Source organism: Actinosynnema sp. NPDC049800 (assembly GCF_040656635.1).
GTDB lineage: Bacteria > Actinomycetota > Actinomycetes > Mycobacteriales > Pseudonocardiaceae > Actinosynnema.
In genome coordinates, this window is the sequence record NZ_JBFAMT010000003.1 from 54296 (window position 1) to 72635 (window position 18340).

General features: G+C 73.3%; 16 protein-coding genes. 6 read left to right on the plus strand and 10 right to left on the minus strand.

Annotation, left to right across the window (positions count from 1 at the left end; translation table 11 throughout):
• A complete protein-coding gene (locus tag AB0I91_RS05515) occupies positions 1 to 1086 on the plus strand; it encodes a CaiB/BaiF CoA transferase family protein (RefSeq protein WP_499635400.1) in 1086 nt (361 codons plus the stop codon).
• Between the two features lie 43 nt (positions 1087 to 1129).
• Positions 1130 to 1960: a S1 family peptidase gene (locus AB0I91_RS05520; protein WP_498783039.1), complete on the plus strand. Its 831-nt coding sequence runs from the start codon at positions 1130 to 1132 to the stop codon at positions 1958 to 1960.
• Here AB0I91_RS05520 and AB0I91_RS05525 read toward each other — a convergent pair.
• Entirely contained in the window at positions 1957 to 3237 is a 1281-nt protein-coding gene (locus AB0I91_RS05525; RefSeq protein WP_499635404.1) for a phosphoinositide-specific phospholipase C-related protein, read from the minus strand. The two genes, AB0I91_RS05520 and AB0I91_RS05525, sit on opposite strands and share 4 nt — an antisense overlap.
• Positions 3238 to 3327: 90 nt before the next feature.
• Here AB0I91_RS05525 and AB0I91_RS05530 point away from each other — a divergent pair, with 90 nt between their 5' ends.
• Positions 3328 to 3747 carry a CoA-binding protein gene (locus AB0I91_RS05530; RefSeq protein ID WP_499635407.1) on the plus strand — a complete coding sequence of 140 codons (420 nt, stop codon included), beginning with the start codon at positions 3328 to 3330 and terminating at the stop codon, positions 3745 to 3747.
• Here AB0I91_RS05530 and AB0I91_RS05535 read toward each other — a convergent pair whose 3' ends face one another.
• Positions 3748 to 5010: an MFS transporter gene (locus AB0I91_RS05535; protein WP_499635410.1), complete on the minus strand. Its 1263-nt coding sequence runs from the start codon at positions 5008 to 5010 to the stop codon at positions 3748 to 3750.
• A 72-nt stretch (positions 5011 to 5082) separates the two neighbouring features.
• On the minus strand, positions 5083 to 5466 hold the full coding sequence (locus tag AB0I91_RS05540; RefSeq protein ID WP_499607588.1) for a RidA family protein: 384 nt from the start codon (positions 5464 to 5466) through the stop codon (positions 5083 to 5085).
• Between the two features lie 90 nt (positions 5467 to 5556).
• On the opposite strand from AB0I91_RS05540, the gene AB0I91_RS05545 reads away from it, so the two are divergent.
• Positions 5557 to 6357: an alpha/beta fold hydrolase gene (locus AB0I91_RS05545; protein ID WP_498783030.1), complete on the plus strand. Its 801-nt coding sequence runs from the start codon at positions 5557 to 5559 to the stop codon at positions 6355 to 6357.
• Between the two features lie 127 nt (positions 6358 to 6484).
• Entirely contained in the window at positions 6485 to 8500 is a 2016-nt protein-coding gene (locus AB0I91_RS05550) for an NACHT domain-containing protein (RefSeq protein ID WP_499635413.1), read from the plus strand.
• On the opposite strand, the gene AB0I91_RS05555 is transcribed toward AB0I91_RS05550, so the two are convergent.
• Genes AB0I91_RS05555 through AB0I91_RS05570 form a run of 4 tightly spaced genes read right to left on the minus strand, consistent with a single transcriptional unit; the run spans position 8469 to position 13327 of the window.
• Positions 8469 to 9005, minus strand: coding sequence for a hypothetical protein (locus tag AB0I91_RS05555; RefSeq protein ID WP_499635416.1), 537 nt, complete (start codon positions 9003 to 9005; stop codon positions 8469 to 8471). The genes AB0I91_RS05550 and AB0I91_RS05555 overlap by 32 nt on opposite strands.
• A gap of 60 nt (positions 9006 to 9065) precedes the next feature.
• Positions 9066 to 9863: a pentapeptide repeat-containing protein gene (locus AB0I91_RS05560; protein ID WP_499635419.1), complete on the minus strand. Its 798-nt coding sequence runs from the start codon at positions 9861 to 9863 to the stop codon at positions 9066 to 9068.
• Positions 9860 to 11662, minus strand: coding sequence for a DNA helicase RecQ (recQ, locus tag AB0I91_RS05565; protein WP_499635421.1), 1803 nt, complete (start codon positions 11660 to 11662; stop codon positions 9860 to 9862). Before recQ ends, AB0I91_RS05560 begins: the two co-directional genes overlap by 4 nt.
• 9 nt (positions 11663 to 11671) lie before the next feature.
• A complete protein-coding gene (locus AB0I91_RS05570; protein WP_499635424.1) occupies positions 11672 to 13327 on the minus strand; it encodes a phosphorothioated DNA-binding restriction endonuclease family protein in 1656 nt (551 codons plus the stop codon).
• A gap of 113 nt (positions 13328 to 13440) precedes the next feature.
• Here AB0I91_RS05570 and AB0I91_RS05575 point away from each other — a divergent pair, with 113 nt between their 5' ends.
• The gene (locus AB0I91_RS05575; RefSeq protein ID WP_499635427.1) at positions 13441 to 14931 is read left to right on the plus strand and encodes an AAA family ATPase; all 1491 of its coding nucleotides are present in this window, start codon (positions 13441 to 13443) and stop codon (positions 14929 to 14931) included.
• Between the two features lie 21 nt (positions 14932 to 14952).
• Here the strand turns inward: AB0I91_RS05575 and AB0I91_RS05580 are convergent, their stop codons facing one another.
• Genes AB0I91_RS05580 through AB0I91_RS05590 form a run of 3 tightly spaced genes read right to left on the minus strand, consistent with a single transcriptional unit; the run spans position 14953 to position 18340 of the window.
• Positions 14953 to 15837: an ABC transporter permease gene (locus AB0I91_RS05580; RefSeq protein WP_499635717.1), complete on the minus strand. Its 885-nt coding sequence runs from the start codon at positions 15835 to 15837 to the stop codon at positions 14953 to 14955.
• Positions 15838 to 15890: 53 nt separating this feature from the next.
• Positions 15891 to 16841, minus strand: a complete 951-nt coding sequence (locus tag AB0I91_RS05585; protein ID WP_499635430.1) for an ABC transporter permease — start codon at positions 16839 to 16841, stop codon at positions 15891 to 15893.
• Entirely contained in the window at positions 16838 to 18340 is a 1503-nt protein-coding gene (locus AB0I91_RS05590) for a sugar ABC transporter ATP-binding protein (RefSeq protein WP_499635433.1), read from the minus strand. Before AB0I91_RS05590 ends, AB0I91_RS05585 begins: the two co-directional genes overlap by 4 nt.

The following is an 18340-nucleotide window of genomic DNA, read 5'->3' on the forward strand; positions in this document are numbered from 1 at the left end:
GTGGGCGCGTTGGACGGAGTGGTCATCGCGGACTTCGGGCGGGTGCTGGCCGCGCCGTACGCGACGATGGTGCTGGGCGACCTGGGCGCCGAGGTGGTCAAGGTGGAGCACCCGCGTGGTGACGAGACGCGGGCGTGGGGCCCGCCGCACGCCCGCGGCGAGGCCACGTACTTCCTCTCGGTGAACCGGAACAAGCGGTCACGGGTGCTCGACCTGGCCACCGCGGAGGGCCGGGCCGCGGCACGGGAGCTGGCGCTGGGCGCGGACGTGCTGGTGGAGAACTTCCGGCCGGGCACGATGCGGAAGTTCGGCCTCGACCACGAGGCGCTCTCGCGCGAGCACCCCCGCCTCGTCTACTGCTCGGTGACGGGGTTCGGCGCGGGCCGCGGCGCGGACCTGCCGGGGTACGACCTGCTGGTGCAGGCGGTCGGCGGGCTGATGAGCGTGACCGGCGCGGACGAGCCGACCAAGGTCGGCGTCGCGCTGGTGGACGTGCTGACCGGGGTGCACGCGGCGGTCGGGATCCTCGCCGCGCTGCGGCACCGCGACGCCACCGGCGAGGGCCAGTTGGTGGAGGTCGACCTGCTGTCCGTGCTGCTGTCGAGCATGGTCAACCAGAGCGCGGGTTACGCGCTGGCGGGCGTCGTGCCCGGGCTGCTGGGCAACCGGCACCCGTCGATCGCGCCCTACGAGGTGTTCCCGACGGCCGACCGGCCGGTGGCGCTGGCCGTGGGCAACGACCGGCAGTTCACCCGGCTGTGCGAGGCGCTGGGGTTGCCGGCGGACGCGCGGTTCGCCACGAACGAGCTGCGGGTCGCGCACGTGGACGCGCTGGCCGAGCTGCTGGCCGGTCGGTTGCGGACGCGGCCGGCGGCGCACTGGTTCGCGGTGCTGACGCCGCTCGGCGTGCCGTGCGGGCCGGTGAACGACCTGGCCGGCGCGTTCGAGCTGGCCGAGTCGCTCGGCTTGCGGCCCATCACCGACGTCGACGGGCTGGAGCTGGTGTCGAACCCGATCCGGATGTCCGCGACCCCGCCGACCTACCGGCTGCCGCCGCCGGGGCTCGGCGATGACGCGAGCGGGTGAACGGGCGTGCGCCGTGCGGCGGCGGCTGATTGGATCAGCGCCCATGCGCCACCTGGTAGCGGTGCTCGCCGCGCTCGTGCTGTCCGTGTCCGCCTCATCGGCCCTCGCCGCGCCCGCCGCGCCACCGGCCCCGGCGCGCGCCGAGCTCGACTTCACCGGCGCGGTGTCGTTGAACGGCTGCTCGGGCGCGGTGGTCCGGCCGCCCGACCACCGGCCGTCGGACCCGGCGCTGGTGATGACGAACGGGCACTGCGTGAGGTTCCTGGAGCCCGAGGAGGTCGTGGTCGACGTGCCGGCGGACCGGAAGTTCACGCTGCTCGACCGCTCCGGCGAGGGCTCGCTCGCCACGCTGCGCGCGTCCACGCTGGTCTACGCCACCATGCACCGCACCGACGTCGCGCTGTACCGGCTCACGTCCACCTACGGCGAGGTCGAGGCGATGGGCGGCCGGGCGCTGGAGCTGTCGGCGGAGCACCCCGGCGCGGGCATCGACATCGGTGTGGTGTCGGGCTACTGGCGGCAGGTCTACTCGTGCCGGGCGGACGGTTACGTGCACCAGCTGCGCGAGGGCCGGTGGACCTGGCTGGACTCGATGCGCTACACCGAGGAGTGCCGCACGAGGGGTGGCACGTCCGGCTCGCCCGTGGTCGAGGTGGCCACCGGCAAGGTGGTGGCGGTCAACAACACCGGCAACGAGGACGGCGAGCGGTGCACCGACAACAACCCGTGCGAGGTCGACCAGGCCGGTGAGGTGACCGTCCGCCAGGGCATCGGGTACGCGCAGCAGACCTACCAGATCGTGCCGTGCCTGACCGGGGGCGGCGTGGTGGATCTGGCCGCCCCCGGCTGCGGGCTGCCGCGACCGGCGGCCTAGGGCTCGAACCGCTCCCCGGACAGGGCCGCGACCGCGGCCATCGGGTTGCCCAGGTGGTAGTGGTCCACGGCCAGGTAGGTCGGCGTCTTGCGGGCGGCCGGCTCGCAGAACCGGCGGGCCCGGTCGGCGAGCTTGCCGTTGTCGGTGGTCGCGGTGCCGGTGAGCGGGACGTCCCGGAAGTGGTTCATCACGAACAGCGGCCGGAAGCCGGGCTCGGTGCGGGTGAGGGGCGTGCTCCAGCGGCTGTGGCAGGACCAGTCGGACGCTCCCAGGCCTGGGCCCATCGACCAGTGGTTCTCCACCGTCCACTCCGACTGGTACATCACGCCGAACGTGTCGCGCTGCGGCGAGTCGCCCGAGCGGCCGTGGTCGGTGAAGATCATCAACCGCTTGCCGGCGGCGCGCAGCGCGGCCAGGGTCGGCCAGCCGTTCGCCCGCACGCCCGCCTGGTCCGGGCGGAACAGGACGTCCGCGAGGCCGTCGACGCGGGCGAGCTCGGCGCGCAGCACCTCGGCGGAGACGTAGTCCTCCAGGAAGATGGTGACGAACTCGTCCGGGTTGCGCTCGAGGAAGTCCACGATCCGCCGCACGTCCACCCACAGCGCCACCGGCCGGCTGACCCACGTGCAGCTGTTGTGGCACAGGATCGCGCCGTCCGGGGTCTGGTGCACGTCGAGCTGGAACCCGCGCACGCCGTCCCTGAGCTGCTGGTCGATGCCGCGGGCCTGGTTGGGCGCGAGGTTGACGAACGGCGGGGCGAAACCGCCGTCCACGCCGTTGGCGTAGGCGTTGTGCGCGGTGAGGAAGGTGACCTGGTCCAAGCGCCGCTCGCCCTCCGGCGGGACCGGCGCCCGCCGGGGCGACACCGGGGTGAGGTACCAGAGGTCGGCGCCGGCGCCGATCCGCACCTGGTCCGTGCCGACGGCGATCAGGTAGCGGTCGGCGCCGGGCACCTTGAGCCGGTGGCGGTCGCCGTCGGGCAGCACGTCCCACTGCGCGTCGGCGCTGTCGCAGGACGACATCACGGCCTGGTCGCCCTGGCGGCCCAGGCACAGGGCGCCCTCGCGCAGGGTGCGGCCGGCCAGGGTCCACTGCTGGTGGTCCTCGTCGCCCTTCGGCCGCCGTTGCAGCACGGACGTGCCGGACGCGCCGGCGTTCAGACCGGTGGTGGCGCTTTGCACGTAGTAGACGCCGTCGGCGGGTGCGGCCTGGGCGGTGAGCGGCGTCGCGAGGGCGGCGACGAGCGTGGCGACCAGGGCTGATCGGGTGGCGCGCATCAAGAAGTCCTCTCGAAGGCTCGGCGGCGGCGGACAGCTCACAGGGTAAACGCGAAAGCTCTTCACGTCAGCCCGTCCTAGGCTGGTGCCATGACCGAACCGTGGGGTGACCCCGACAAGATCCGCCGCGTCCTCGACGGCGGGGAGACGTGGGCCGTGGTGGGCCTGGCCGACCACCCGCACCGCGCCGCGTACGGCGTGGCGAAGTTCCTCCAGCAGCGCGGCAAGCGGATCGTGCCCGTGCACCCGGACGCGCCGACCGTGCACGGCGAGCAGGGCTACGCGACGCTGGCCGACATCCCGTTCCCGGTCGACGTGGTCGACGTGTTCCGCCGGTCCGAGGCGGCGGGCGCGTTCGCCGACGAGGCGGTGGCGATCGGCGCGAAGGCGGTGTGGTTCCAGCTCGACGTGATCGACGAGGCGGCCTACGAGCGGGCCACGGCGGCGGGGCTGGACGTGGTCATGGACCGCTGCCCCGCCATCGAGTGGCCCGCGCACGGGCCGCGCTGATCACCGCCGGACCGCCGGGAACCCGTGCGCGCGGGCGGCGACGATGACGGCCAGGGCGGGCACGAGGAGCACCAGCGCGCTCCACGGCAACGAGCCCGCGCCGAACCGGTCGAGCAGCAGGCCGCCCGCGACGCCGCCGCCCGCCATGGCCGCGTTCCACAACGTGACCAGCAGGGCCTGCGCGGAGTCCGCGGCCTCGCCGCCCGCGTCGCCGGCGGCCGTCGTGAGCAGGGTCGGCACACCTCCGAACCCCAGGCCCCACAACGCCACCGCGACGTAGACGAGGGGCGCGAGGGCCAGGTCGGCGGCCAGGTCGGCGGCCAGCACGGTGACCGCGACGGCGAACAGCACGGCGGCGGCGATCATCAGGGCCCGCAGCCGGCGGTCGATGTGCGCGCCGACCACCCAGATGCCCGCCACCGACGCGACGCCGAACACCAGCAGCACCGCGTCGATCCGGTCGGCCAGGCCGAGCCGCGCCAGGTACGCGGCGAGGTAGGTGTAGAGGATCGTGTGCGCGAGCACGAACACCAGCGTCACGACCAGGACCGGCGCCACACCGGGCCGGGCGAGCGTCCGCGCGACCGGGATCCGGCCGCCGCGCGGCTGACCGGGCCGGTCCGGCACCACCGCCACCACCCAGGCGATCAGCGCCACGGCCAGCGCCGTCATGGCCCAGAACGCGGCGCGCCAGCCGAGCGCGCCGCCGAGGAACGTGCCCGCGGGGACGCCGAGCGACAGCGCGACCGGGATGCCCGCCATGACCAGCGCGGTGGCCTTGCCGCGCAGGTGGTCGGGCGCGACGCGGCGGGCGTACCCGGCCAGCAGCGCCCACACCACGCCCGCGGCCACACCCGCGACGAACCGGGCGGCCAGCGTGAGCGGGAAGGCCGAGGACACGGCGGTGACGGTGTTGCCGACCCCGAACCCCGCCACCCCGGCCAGCAGCAAGCGCTTGCGCGGCCAGGTCGAGGTGGCGGCGGACAGCGGGATCGCCGCCGCCACCGTGCCGATCGCGTAGACCGTGACCAGCTGGCCGGTCGCGGACTCGCTCACGCCGAGGCCGGCGCTCATGCCGCGCAGGACGCCGGCGGGCAGGGCCTCGGTCAGGACCGTGATGAACGCGGCCGTGGCCAGCGCGAGCAGGGGCCGCAGCGGCAGCTTCCCGGTCCCGTTCGGTGGCGCGGTGTCGTCGCGGGCGGTGTCGTCACGAGCAGGGTTGGCGGAGTGAGCGGTGTCGGCTCCGGTGGCGGTGAATCGCATACCCGCATGGTCGAACCTGCCACCGGTGTCACTTTCAATCCGCCGCGACGTGAGCCGGCGCACACCCCGCCGCTAGCGGGCCCGGCGGTGCGCGGTGACCTCGATCTCGATGCGCATCCTCGGGTCGGCCAGGCCGCACTCCAGCATCGTCGCGGCCGGGCGCACCTCGCCGAACGCCGCGCGCAGCACCGGCCAGCACGGCTCGAAGTCCTTCGCGTCGGGCAGGTAGTACGTCACCCGCACGACGTCGGCGAAGCCGCTCTCCGCCTCGGCCAGCGCCGAGGCGATGTTGACCAGGCACTGCTCCGCCTGCGCCACCACGTCGTCGGAGATGGTCATGGTGGTGTAGTCGAAGCCGGTGGTGCCGGAGACGTGCACCCAGTCGCCGTCGACCACCGCGCGCGCGTAGCCGATCTGCTCTTCGAACGTGGAACCGGACAGGATCGCTCGCCTCATGGGATCAACCTATGTCGTTTCCGACCGACCTCGAAGCGGTTTCCGCGCCGTGATGGCCGCCGTGCGGAGCCGGTCAGTAACCTGCGGGCCATGCCGGTCGTCGCGCTCAACGGGATCAACCTCAGCTACCAGGTGGAGGGCGAGGGCGACCTCGTCGTGATGGTGATGGGCACCGGCAGTCCGGGCCGGGTGTGGCACGCGCACCAGGCGCCCGCGCTGCGCAACGCCGGGTTCCGGGTGGCGACCCTCGACAACCGGGGCATCCCGCCGACGGACGAGTGCGCGTCCGGGATGGTCATCGACGACCTCGTCGGCGACGTGGCGGCGTTGATCGAGACGCTCGGCGGTCGGGCGCACGTGGTCGGCACGTCCATGGGCGCGCGGGTGACGCAGGAACTCGCGCTGGCCCGGCCGGACCTGGTGGGCAAGGCCGTGATGCTGGCGACCGCGGGCCGCAACGACCCCGTGCAGTCGGCGTTGTCGCACGGCGAGCGCGCGCTGCACGACCAGGGGATCACGCTGCCCTCACGGTACTTCGCCGCGGTGAACGCGGTGCTGAACCTCTCGCCCGCGACGCTGCGCGACCCGGTCGGCGCGCGCGACTGGCTGGACGTCTTCGAGTTCACCGGGTCGGCGGTGAGCAAGGGCGTGCGCGCGCAGATGGAGATGAACGACTTCGACGACCGGCTCGACGCCTACCGCGCCATCACCGTGCCGTGCCTGGTGGTGGGCTTCGCCGACGACCGGGTCCTGCCCGCCTACCTGGCCCGCGAGGTGGCGGCGGCCATCCCGGGCGCGCGGTACGAGGAGGTGGCCGACGCGGGCCACTTCGGGTTCCTCGAACAGCCCGCCGCGGTCAACCGGCTCCTGGTGGACTTCCTCCAGGGCTGAACCGCCGCCGTCCGGCGGCCGTTGGTGGAGTAGATGACCACCGACGGTGACCGGCCGACCACGGGAACTCGCCTACCCCCGCGTCGCGAACGCCGTTACCGTCGATCGCGACCTGGTGGGAGGCCCGATGGATGCGCGACGCGCCCGCTGGACCAGGCTGGGCCGCACCACCCGTCTGGTCGCCCTGGCCGCGGTCGGCGGGGTGACGTGCCTCGTGCTCGTCCCCGTCGCGATCAACGCCGCCACGGGCGGGTCGGCGCTGCCGGTGCTCGGCCCGCACGCGCGGTGGCTGTGGCCGGCGCTGGTCGTGCTGTCCGCGCTCACCGCGTGCCTCGCGGCGTGGGACCGGTTGAGCGCGCTGCTCGTGCGAAGACGACCCGCGCACCCCGCGAACCGCCGGATGGCGCTGGACCGGGTCGAGCGGTTCGTGCGGGCGCGGGTGGACGGGTCGCTGGCCGAGCAGCTGCGGCTCAAGCTGGGTGTCGCGCCCAGGGTCGGGCCGCGCCTGTCGACGCGCGTGCGCCACCCGGTCGTCGTGGCCGGCGAGGCGGGCGCGGGCAAGACGACGTTGCTGCTGGAACTGGCCGAGGCGTTGCTGGCGCGGGCCGCGCTCGACCCGGTCCGGCCGATACCGGTGGTGGTGGACCTCGGCGGGTGGCGGCGCGACGACGATTTCGGCGCGTGGCTGCTGCGCGTGCTGGCCGACCGGTACCGGATCGCGCCGCGGGTCGGCCGGGCGTGGCTGCGGGAGCGCAACCTCGTGCTGCTGTTCGACGGGTTGGACGAGCTGGCGCCCGCCGACCGGGTCGAGTGCCTGGCCTGGATCACCGCGCTGAACGTGCCGCAGGTCGTGCTGTGCACCGCGAACGACGAGTACCAGCACCTGCCCCGGTGCGACGTCGTCCAGGTGGAACCGCTGTCCCGCACCGTGGTCCAGGAGCTGATCGCCGCGTGCGGTCCGCGCTTGGACGGCCTGCACGACGAGCTGGAGAAGAACCCGGACCTGTGGGACGAGCTGCGCACGCCGCTCGCGTTCGGCCTGCTGGCGCTGGCCTACCGGGCCGGGCGGGCGGAGTACCGGGGCGTGCTGGACACCTACGTGGTCGAGTCGGCGGCACGGGGCGCGGCGCGTCCCGAGCGGACGGTGCGCGCGTTGCGGTTCCTGGCCCGCATCGCGCGGCGCAAGCACGACCTGCTGGCGCGGTCGCGGCTGCCACCGCGGCACGTGTGGCTGGACTTCGTCGGCCCGGAGGCGGTGTGGCGGCTGTTCCGGCGGGCCGCGCCGGGCGCGTTGGCGGGCGCGGCGGCGGCGTTGTGCTTCGTGGTGGGCGTGCGGCTCGGCCTGGTGGCGGCCTCGGTCGCCGCCGTGGCCACGGTGCTGGTGCCGCACAGCGCTTTCCGGGTGACGCGCGGTGACCCGAGCCGGGGGAACGTCTGGGCGGCAACGGGTTTCGTCGCCGGGGCGGTGGTGGCCGGCGGGGTGGCGTTCCTCGGCGGCCTGGTCGGCACGCAGGTCGCGCGGTGGCCCGCGGCGGTCGGGTACGGGCTGGTCGTCGTGGTCGCGCTGCTCGTCGCGTACGGCAACACCCGTGACCGGTACTGGGCGGTGGCGTGCGCGCTCGTGCCCGCCGGCGTGATGGTGGTGACCGGACCGTCGGCGGAGGTGTCGGCCGGGTTGGGCATCGGGCTCGGCACGGGCGCGCTGGTGGGCGCGTTCGTCGGCGGTCTGCGCGAGGTGTGGTCCGGGGTGCGAGTCCGGCCCGCCGGCGGCCTGCGCTGGCTGCCCGCGGCGGGCGCGGTCGGGGTGGGCCTCGCGGCGCTCGTGGGCGCGGACGTCGGGCTGTCGGCGTTGGGCGCGGTGACCGGGCTGCTGGTCGGCCTGGCCGTCACGCCGATCGCGAACCGGCCGTTCCACCTCCTGGCGGAGCTGCTGGCCCGGCCGCTCGCGCTGGACGAGTTCCCGTTGCGGCGCAAGGCGGTCCTGCAGTCCGCGCGGGACCGGGTGCTGCTGGTGGACGAGCACCGGTTCCCGCACGACCTGGTCCGCGACCACCTCGCCGAGTGCGACCCGGTCGAGCTGACGGCGAGCGTCGAGCGCAGGCGCGCCGAGCTCAGCCCCACCGGGTCCGGCCCCACGGCTTGAACACCGACAGCACGGTGTTGAACGTGTAGAGCGCCAACGACACGCACGCCGCCGCCAGCACGTCGCCACCCGCCGCGACGACACCGTCCGCCGCTTCGTGCAGGCCCGAGCGCAGCGAGAACGTCGTGGCGACGACGGCGACGACGGTCAGCACGAACTTCACCAGCACCCACCGGTGCCTCACCAGGCCCCACTTCGTGCCGAGCGACAGCACCACGCCGGTGACCAGCGCGCCCAGTGCCAGCGGCAGCACGACGAGGTCGCCGAGCAGTTCCATCGCCTGGTAGAGCTGCGGCGCGTCGAATGCCGCCAGCGCGAGCACGAGCATCCCGATCGTGACGCCGAGCCAGCCCACGGACGTGACGACGTGCAGCAGCAGCCAGGTCTTGCGGGCCTTGGGTTTCAGGCCGTTGCCGGCCCTGACGGGCTTCGCGGACCTGGTGGGTTTCCCGGCCCGGGCGGGTTTCCCCGCTGTGGTGGCTTCGGTGGCTTTCGCGGCTTCCATGGCGCACAGCGTGGCGCGCCGGCGCCCGTCACCGCGTCGGTCCGGCAGCGGCTCCCGCGACTACGCCCGTCGACGTACCCAGTGCGCCGGGCGGGTCACGGACTTCGGCAGCTTCGTCGCGTCGTCGCCCCTGGCGGCGTCCACCTGGGCCTGGGTGAGGAAGAAGCTCCCGGTCAGGTTCGCGCCGGACAGGTCGGCGCCTCGTAGGTCCGCGCCGATGAAGTCGACCAGCCGCAGGTCCGCGTTGGTCAGCTTGGCGCCGATGAGGTAAGCGCCGCGCAGGTTGGACCCCCGGAGGTTGGCGCCCTTGAGGTCCTTGCCGATCAGGTCCGCGCCCCGGCGGTTCTTGCCCTTGCCGCGGGTCAGCTCGCTGGCGCGCAGCAGCAGGGCGTTGGCGCGCTCCCAGTGCGGTCCGACGTCCAGCTCCACCAGCTCTTCGGGCGTGCCGGCGGTGAGGGCCTCGATCGTCTCCTTCAGCTCGCGCGCGGCGGGGTGCAGCTCGCGGGCCGGCTCCAGGTCCAGCGCCTCGGTCAGGTACCAGAGCAGTTCGTGCAGCTGGCGCATGACCGGGAACACGTCGAACATGGTGGACGCCGACGCCGGGTCGTCACGCCAGCTCGTGCCGCCGAACGTCACCTGCGCCACCTGCTGGCCCGCGCCGAAGCAGTCGTACACCGTGCAGCCGGTGAAACCCTTGTCCCGCAACGTGGTGTGGGTGCCGCAGCGGAAGTCCTCGAGCAGGTTCGGGCACGGCGTGCGGGCGGGCTTGTCGATCGCGAAGTCGACCGACTTGCCGAAGGCGGGCACCACGCAGCACAGGGCGAAGCAGCGCGTGCAGTCGGCGCGGAGGTCGTTCATGCGCTCAACGTGTCCAGGATCTGCTGACCGTACTTGGCCAGCTTGTTCTCGCCGACGCCGCTGATCGCGCTCAGCTCGTCCAAGGTGGACGGGGTGGTCGCGGCGATCTGCCGCAGCGTGGCGTCGTTGAAGATGATGTAGGGCGGGACGCCCTGCTCCCTCGCCTGCGTGGTCCGCCACGCGCGCAGCTTCTCGAACACCGGCGCGGCCTCGGCGGGCAGGTCCACCGGCGCGTTCTTGGCCGCCTTGGCGGTCTTGACCTTGGCCGCGCGCTCCGGCTCACGCCGCATCGCCACCTTGCGGCCCTGGTAGAGCACCTCGTCACTGGCCGGCGTGACGACGAGCGTGGAGTACTCGCCCTCGACCGCGATCAGGCCCTGCGCGAGGAGTTGGCGGATCACGCCGCGCCAGCCGCTCTCGTTCAGCTCGGTGCCGATGCCGAAGACCTTCAGCTGGTCGTGGTCGTGCTGGATGACCTTCGCGGTCTTGCGGCCGAGCAGGATGTCGATCGTCTGGCCCGCGCCGAACTTCTGCCGCCGTTCGTTGCGCAGCCGCACCACGGTGGACAGCACCTTCTGCGCGGCCACCGTGCCGTCCCACGTCTCCGGCGGCGCGAGGCAGGTGTCGCAGTTGCCGCACGGCGTGGCGGACTGGCCGAAGTAGTCCAGCAGCCGGACGCGGCGGCACTCGACGGTCTCGCACAGCGCGAGCATCGCGTCGAGGTGGGCCATGAGCTTGCGGCGGTGCTGCTGGTCGCCCTCGGAGTCGTCGATCATCTTGCGCTGCTGGACGACGTCCTGCAGGCCGTAGGCCAGCCACGCGGTGGACGGCAGCCCGTCGCGGCCCGCGCGGCCCGTCTCCTGGTAGTAGCCCTCCACGGACTTCGGCAGGTCCAGGTGGGCGACGAACCGGACGTCCGGCTTGTCGATGCCCATGCCGAACGCGATGGTGGCGACCATCACGAGGCCGTCCTCGCGCAGGAAGCGCGACTGGTTGCGCGCGCGGGTGCCCGAGTCGAGGCCCGCGTGGTAGGGCAGGGCCGGGATGCCGTTCTGGCTGAGGAACTCGGCGGTCTTCTCCACCGAGTTGCGCGAGAGGCAGTAGACGATGCCCGCGTCGCCCTGGTGCTCGGTGCGCAGCAGTTCCAGCAGCTGCTTCTTCGGCTCGTTCTTGGGCACGATCCGGTACTGGATGTTCGGGCGGTCGAAGCTGGCGACGAAGTGCTTCGCGTCACCGAGGTTGAGGCGTTCGGCGATCTCGGCGTGCGTGGCCGGCGTGGCGGTCGCCGTGAGCGCGATGCGGGGCACCTCCGGCCACCGCTCGTGCAGGTGGGAGAGCGCGAGGTACTCGGGTCGGAAGTCGTGGCCCCACTGGGAGACGCAGTGCGCCTCGTCGATGGCGAACAGCGCGATCCGGCCGCGCTCCAGCAGGCGGGTGGTCTGCTCGGTGCGCAGGCGTTCGGGGGCGAGGTAGAGCAGGTCCAGCTCGCCGGCCAGGAACTCGGCCTCGACCATCGAGCGCTCGTCGGGGAACTGGGTCGAGTTGAGGAACCCGGCGCGCACGCCGAGGTCGCGCAACGCGTCCACCTGGTCCTGCATCAACGCGATCAGCGGCGACACGACCACCCCGGTGCCCTCGCGCACCAGGGAGGGGATCTGGTAGCACAACGACTTCCCGCCGCCGGTGGGCATGAGCACCAACGCGTCCCCGCCGGCGACGACGTGGTCGACGATGTCCTGCTGCTCCCCGCGGAAGGACTCGTACCCGAAAATCCTTCGCAGCACCTCTTGCGAAGCCATCGCGCGATCCTAACCGACCCCTCCGACACCCTCTCCGGTCCGACCCTTGAACACGTTGCGGCGGTGCCACCGGAAGTACCGCGCCGACCGCCGGTGGAAGGCTTCCGTGACGCGGCCGCGCAGGTGTTCGAGGTGCGGATCGAGCAGGCCGCCGTCGGAGGCGACGAGCACGACGCCGTCCTCGCCCACCGAGACGTGCCCCAGCTCGAAGAGCCGGTCACAGCCGAACGAGCACGCGAGCATCGCGATATTGCGCAGGTCGTTGCGCTCGTCGTCGTCGCACACCGCCCGCCGCTTGATGTGCGCTGCGATCAGCAACTCGACCGGGAACACCCGCCCGCACAGCGCGCACGGCGCCTCGGCCGCGTCCCCGACCAGCACCTTCCGCAGTTCGCCCTGCTCCTTGCGGTACTTCGCGACCACCCGGCCGTCCAGCTCGGCGAAGTGCTTGTCGCGCCCGTCCCGGCCGGCGCCCAGCACGGCCTGCCCGGCCTTGACGGCCGCGCCGGCCACCGTCGCGACCACGGCGGCCAGGACCTCGCTCTGCCCGACGGACGCGGTCCCGTCCTCCGTGAGCCGGTCGAGCGCCGCCTGGACCTCGTCCACCGCGATCTCGACCGGTCCGTCGGCGGTCGCCACCCGGGCGGCCGACGCATCGACCCCCACCACCGTGACGGTCCGCCCGGACGCCGTCGGCAACTCGGCGCCGATGAGGTCTCGCAGCACGTCGAGCGCCCGCGGCGGCTCGGCGACCGGCAGGCCGACCCACCGCCACAAAGCCCGGTGGTCGACCTCGGAGAGGTAGGTGACGCGCAACACCTCGGCCGCCTGCGCGCGCACGACGGGATCGGACAGCAACTCGGCGGCCTGCTCCGTGAACCCCGCCAGGGCCGACCCGTCCGCGGCCGTCGGCTCGCCGGTCAACCCGTGCGTCTCCCACAGGGCGTCGGCGGAGCGGAGCCGCCAGAACGGGTACTGGGGCGTCGCGCTCGCGCCGGGTCGCCCGAACTCGCGCAACAGCGCGGCGACCGGCGTCCGGAACTCGGCCCACTCGAACAACCGGCCGTGCCCAGCCGCGAGCTGCCCGAGGGCCCACGTCAGCGCCAAGGGCTTGTGCAGCGTGACCCGGCCGCCCTGCCGGTGCGCGACCAGGCTCTCCAACGCGGCCAGCAGGTCGGGCACGCGGAACCGCTCCGGGAGCCGAGTGAGTGGCCGCGCGAGGTCGCTCGCCAGCCGCTCGGCGTCCGCCTCCGCCGGCCGGTACCCCGGCACGTCGACCCGCAACCGAAGGCGCTTGCTGTTGTTGCCCGCCTTCGGCGCGCCCGGCCGCTGCCCGATGCGCCCCTGGCCGCTGGTGAGCCGCCGGCGCAGCTCGGAGATGTCGACGCCCCGACCCAGCCACACCGGCTCCGGGAGGAGCCTGCGCTCGTCCTCGGCCAGGTCGCGGACCTGGCGCGAGTCGACCAGCGCGTCCAGCAGCACGGCGTCGACCGCCGCCAGCCTGCTCAGCAGCGCGGTCAACCCGGGCCGGTAGTCGGCGTTGCGCACCCCGCCGTCGGCGGTCTGCCCGCCGGCGCTCTCCAACAGCACCGCCAGGTGCTCACCGTCCGGCTTCACCGAGAACTCGGCGTTCAACACGTGGCCGGCATCGTCCGCAACTCGCACCGCCCCACCGTGCCAGACACGATGGGGTGAAATCCGGGAGACGTGGACATCAGGTCATCCGCGCGACACGGCGGCCCGGATGGGTGAAGATGGTCGGCAAGGGGGTGGCGGTGATGGGGGAGATTTCCGCGGACGAGGCAAGAGCGCTCGCGAGCAGTTTGCGGCGCCTGATGCACGTGACCGCGAATCTCGTCGAGCAGGACGGTGAGGCGACGCCGTTGCTCGCGCGGCTCCGGGATCACCTCGGGTGCGAGTTGGCGCAGGTGCTGTCGGTCACCACGAAGTTCGAGGCGTGGGAGCACGTCAACCTCCAGCGGGGTGTCGACGCCTACCTCGCGGAGCACACGCCGGAGCCCGAGTGGTTCGGGGTCGGTGGGCACCACCGCGGCCACGAGGACTTCATGGGGATGCTCCTGGCCGCACGGCACTCGGTCGGCGTCGGGCTCGGGGCGGCGGACTACGCGACCGCGGCGGTGGGGCCGGAGGACAGCGTCGAGGTCGTCCAGCTCGGCCTGGTGCCGACCACGGCTCCCGACGGCACGCCCGTGCTGGTGGGCATCCGGGGGTCCAACGACTTCGGGCCGCCGGCCTGCCGGTTGGAGGTCCTCGCGGCCGATCGGGCGGCGGCGCGGGCGGTCGGTGGTGAGATCGAGCGGTTGATGCGGGAGCACGACGTGTTCCGGCGGCAAGTGCTGGCGTTCGGCGTGAGCGAGCACCGCGGCAACGAGCTGCTGACGTTCCTCCCCCGACCCGCCCTGGACGCCGACGACGTCGTGCTGCCGGACGGCGTGCTGGACACGATCGAGGAGCACGTGGTCGGCATCGCCGAGCACTCCGAACGGCTGCTCGCGGCGGGCCAGCACCTCAAGCGCGGACTGCTGCTGCACGGACCGCCCGGCACCGGCAAGACGCACACCGTCCGCTACCTGATGAGCCGGCTGTCCGACTGCACGGTGATCCTGCTGACCGGCCAGGCGATGCGGCTGATCGGGCAGGCGGCGGCGCTGGCGCGGCGGTTGCAGCCGTCGATGGTCGTGGTGGAGGACGTCGACCTGGTGGCCATGGACCGCGGTTACGCGGCCGGCCCCACGAACCCGCTGCTGTTCACGCTGCTCGACGCGATGGACGGGGTCGGCGCGGACGCGGACGTCACGTTCGTGCTCACCACGAACCGGGCCGACGAGCTGGAACGCGCGCTCGCCGACCGGCCGGGGCGCGTCGACCTGGCCATCGAGGTGCCCCGACCCGACGCCGACGGCCGCCGCAGGCTGGTCGAGCTGTACGGGCGCGGCGTCGACCTGCGGGCCGAACTGGGCCCGGTGGTCGAGGCGACCGAGGGCGTCACGGCGTCGTTCATCAAGGAGCTGCTGCGGCGGGCCGTCCTGGGCGCGGTGCGGGCGGACGGCGCGGGCGGCGTGCCGGTGGTGGGCGACGAGCTCGCCGACGTGGCGCGGGCCATGGCCGCCGAACGCGCGTCGCTCACCGGCATCCTGCTCGGCGGCTCGGAGAGCACGGCGACCGGACCGGGACCCGGCGGGCCGGGCCCGGCGCAACCGGGCCTGGCGCCGCAGGGGATCACGGTGAGGGCCACCAAGAGGTACTAAGCGGTCGGGCGCCACGAGCGCTCAACCGCCCCGCCCGGCCAGGGTGCGTTGCAGCACCACCACCACGAGCAGGAACGCGCCGCTGACCACCGACTGGTAGTTGCTGTCCAACGTGCCGATCTGGTTGATCACGTTCTGGATCACGGCCCGCAGCGCGACGCCGACGACCGTGCCCAGCACCGTGCCCAGCCCGCCGGTCAGCAGGGTGCCGCCGATGACGACCGCGGCGATGGCGTCCAGCTCCCCGACCCCGATCACGGTCACGCCGGACTCCAGGTACGCCGCCGTCACCGCGCCCGCGAAGCCGGACAGCACCCCGCTCACGGTGTAGACGACCACCTTGGTCCGCGCCACCGGCAGCCCCATCAGCACCGCGGACTGCTCCGCGCCGCCGGTGGCGAACACCGACTGCCCGAACCCCGTCCGCCGCAGCACGAGACCACCGGCCAGGCACAGCGCCGCCGCCAGGAACACCGGGTACCCGAACCCGAACACGGTCCCCCGCCCCAGCTCCAGGAACGGCGACCCGGACGCGATCCGGTACGTCGTCGACCCCTCGGACGTGATCGCCAGCAGCAGCCCGCGCGCCAGCAACAACGTCGCCAGCGTGACGATGAACGGCGCCATGCCGGTCCGCGCCACGAGCAGGCCGTTGAGCAACCCGATCAACCCGCACACCGCCAGCGGCAGCAGCAGGGCCACGAGGAAGCCCCACTGCGAGCCGTACGCGGCCAGCACGCCGCCCAGCGCGTACACCGACCCCACCGACAGGTCGATCCCACCCGTGATGATCACGAACGTCATGCCGAGCGCCACGATCGCCAGGAACGACCCCTGCAACGCCAGGTCGCGCACGTTGTCCAGGCTGCCGAACCGGGGGAACGACAGCCACGCCACCACGACCATCAGCACCAGAGCGACCGCGGCGCCGTGCCGGCCGACCCCGCCGCGCAGCCCGGTCACCGGCTGCTCCGCTCACGCGCCAGGTACACCGCGCCGACGATGATCGCGGCCTGCGCCATCTGCGCGGTCGAGTCGGGCAGGTCGTGCTTGATCAACGTCGCCCGCACCAGCTGCATCAGCAGCGCTCCCACCACGGTGCCGAGCACCCGCACCCGGCCACCGGTCAACGGCGTGCCGCCCACCACCACGGCGGTGATCGCGGACAGCTCCATCAGCAGCCCGATGTCGGCCGGGTCGCTCGCGCCCAGCCGCGCCGTGGACAGCACGCCCGCCACCGCCGCCAGCACGCCGCAGATCGCGTACACGCCGATCAGCACCCGTCGCACCGGCACGCCCGCCAGCACCGACGCCGCCCGGTTGCCGCCGACCGCGACCAACTGCCTGCCGAACGTCGTGCGCCCCACGATCAGCGCCACGGCCACCGCGAACACCGCCGCCGCCACCACCGCGACCGGCACGCCGAACACGTCGCCCGTCCCCAGCGCGAGGAACGTCGGGTCGCGCAGCTGCACCAACTGCCCCTCCGCGATCACCAGCGCCAACCCGCGACCGCCGACCAGCAGCGCCAGCGTGGCCACGATCGGCTGGATGCCCAGGTAGGCGACCAGCACCCCGTTGAACATGCCCGCGACCAGCCCCGCCACCAGCGCGATGGCGATCGCCGGCAACGGCCCGTACCCCAGGTACAGCGGGATGACCGCGGCCGACACCGCCATCACCGCGCCGACCGACAGGTCCACCCCCTCGGTGCCGATCACCAGCGCCATGCCCAACGCCACGATGCACACCGGCGCCGCCTGCACGAGCTGCGTGCGGAGGTTGCCCGCGGTCAGGAAGTTCGACGTGAACGCGATGTTGAACAACAGCAACGCCACCACGGCGACGTACACGCCGTACTCCTGCAACCACCGCGCCGTGCGCGCGCGGTCCCGCACCAGAGCCGTCATGAGTCCCCCGAGGCGATCGCGGACAGCACGTGGTCGCGCGTCAGCCGGTCGCCGACCAGCTCCGACACCACCGCGCCGTCCTTGAGCACGACCAGCCGGTCCGCGCCGTCCAGCAGCTCCTCCAGCTCCGACGAGATCAGCAGCACCGCCAGCCCTTCGCGGGCCAGCTCGTCGATCAACGCCTGCACCTCGGCCTTCGCGCCGACGTCGATGCCGCGGGTCGGCTCGTCCAGCAGCAGCACCTTCGGCTGCGTGCACAGCCACCGCGCCAGCAGCACCTTCTGCTGGTTGCCGCCGGACAGCTCGGCGACCTTCTGCTCCGGCCCGGACACCTTGATCCGCAGCCGCCGGATGAACGTCTCCACCACCCGGTCCTGCCTGGTCCGGCTGACCACGCCGAAGCGGGACAGCCGGGGCAGCGCGGCGAGCACGATGTTCTCCCGCACGGACAGGTTCGGCACGATCCCCTCGGTCTTGCGGTCCTCCGCCAGCAGGCTCACCCCCGCGCGCACGGCCGCGCCGACGTTGCCCGGCAACGCCTTGCCGCCGAGCAGGACCGTGCCGGAGTCCAGCGGCAGCGCGCCGATGATCGCGCGCGCCGTCTCCGTACGACCGGATCCGAGCAGCCCGGCGAGGCCGACGACCTCACCGGGCCGGATCGACACCGAGACGCCCGACAACCGCCGTCCGCTGGTGAGGTCCTCCGCGCGCAGCAACGGTTCCGCGCCCGCCCGGTGCTCCTCGCTGAACGCCGTCGCGCCGTGCGCGCGGATGTCGCCGACGCTGCGGCCGAGCATCATCGACACCAGCTCGATGCGCGGCAGGTCCGCCAACGGCCCGGTGTGCACGTGCCGGCCGTCCCGCAGCACGGTGACGCGGTCGCAGATCCGGTACAGCTCGTCCATGCGGTGGCTGACGTACACGATCGCGATGCCGCGCCCGTGCAGCCGCTCGATGACCGAGAACAGCGTCTCGACCTCGCGCGGCTCCAACGACGACGTCGGCTCGTCCATGATGACCACGTGCGCGTCCGCCGCGACCGCGCGGGCCAGCGCGACCATCTGCTGGGCGCCCACCGCGAGCGTCCCGAGCGGGCGGCGCACGTCGTCGTGGATCCCGTACCCGGCGAGCACCTCGGCCGCCTCGGCGTGCACCCGGGCCCGGTCGACGAGGCCGAAGCGGGTGCGCGGTTCCCGGCCGAGGAACAAGTTCGCCGCCACGCTCATCAGCGGGACGAGGTTCACCTCCTGGTAGATGGTGGAGATGCCGGCCCGCTGCGCGTCGAGCGGCCGGTGGAACTCGACCGGCTCGCCGCGGTGGCGCACCTGCCCGGAGTCGGGCCGGTGCACGCCGGTCAGCACTTTGATCAACGTCGACTTGCCCGCGCCGTTCTCGCCGACCAGGGCGTGCACCTCACCCGGCCGCACCGAGAACGACACCCGGTCCAATGCCTTGACGCCGACGAACTCCTTGGTGGCGTCGACGACCTCCAACACCAT

Bases quoted from the DNA above. Each gene is read 5' to 3' on its own strand.
- AB0I91_RS05520 (WP_498783039.1), top strand. From the start codon at position 1,130: ATGCGCCACCTGGTAGCGGTGCTCGCCGCGCTCGTGCTGTCCGTGTCC.
- AB0I91_RS05525 (WP_499635404.1), bottom strand. From the start codon at position 3,237: ATGCGCGCCACCCGATCAGCCCTGGTCGCCACGCTCGTCGCCGCCCTC.
- AB0I91_RS05530 (WP_499635407.1), top strand. From the start codon at position 3,328: ATGACCGAACCGTGGGGTGACCCCGACAAGATCCGCCGCGTCCTCGAC.
- AB0I91_RS05535 (WP_499635410.1), bottom strand. From the start codon at position 5,010: ATGCGATTCACCGCCACCGGAGCCGACACCGCTCACTCCGCCAACCCT.
- AB0I91_RS05540 (WP_499607588.1), bottom strand. From the start codon at position 5,466: ATGAGGCGAGCGATCCTGTCCGGTTCCACGTTCGAAGAGCAGATCGGC.
- AB0I91_RS05545 (WP_498783030.1), top strand. From the start codon at position 5,557: ATGCCGGTCGTCGCGCTCAACGGGATCAACCTCAGCTACCAGGTGGAG.
- AB0I91_RS05550 (WP_499635413.1), top strand. From the start codon at position 6,485: ATGGATGCGCGACGCGCCCGCTGGACCAGGCTGGGCCGCACCACCCGT.
- AB0I91_RS05555 (WP_499635416.1), bottom strand. From the start codon at position 9,005: ATGGAAGCCGCGAAAGCCACCGAAGCCACCACAGCGGGGAAACCCGCC.
- AB0I91_RS05560 (WP_499635419.1), bottom strand. From the start codon at position 9,863: ATGAACGACCTCCGCGCCGACTGCACGCGCTGCTTCGCCCTGTGCTGC.
- recQ (WP_499635421.1), bottom strand. From the start codon at position 11,662: ATGGCTTCGCAAGAGGTGCTGCGAAGGATTTTCGGGTACGAGTCCTTC.
- AB0I91_RS05575 (WP_499635427.1), top strand. From the start codon at position 13,441: ATGGGGGAGATTTCCGCGGACGAGGCAAGAGCGCTCGCGAGCAGTTTG.
- AB0I91_RS05580 (WP_499635717.1), bottom strand. From the start codon at position 15,837: ATGGTCGTGGTGGCGTGGCTGTCGTTCCCCCGGTTCGGCAGCCTGGAC.
- AB0I91_RS05585 (WP_499635430.1), bottom strand. From the start codon at position 16,841: ATGACGGCTCTGGTGCGGGACCGCGCGCGCACGGCGCGGTGGTTGCAG.
- AB0I91_RS05590 (WP_499635433.1), bottom strand. From the start codon at position 18,340: ATGGTGTTGGAGGTCGTCGACGCCACCAAGGAGTTCGTCGGCGTCAAG.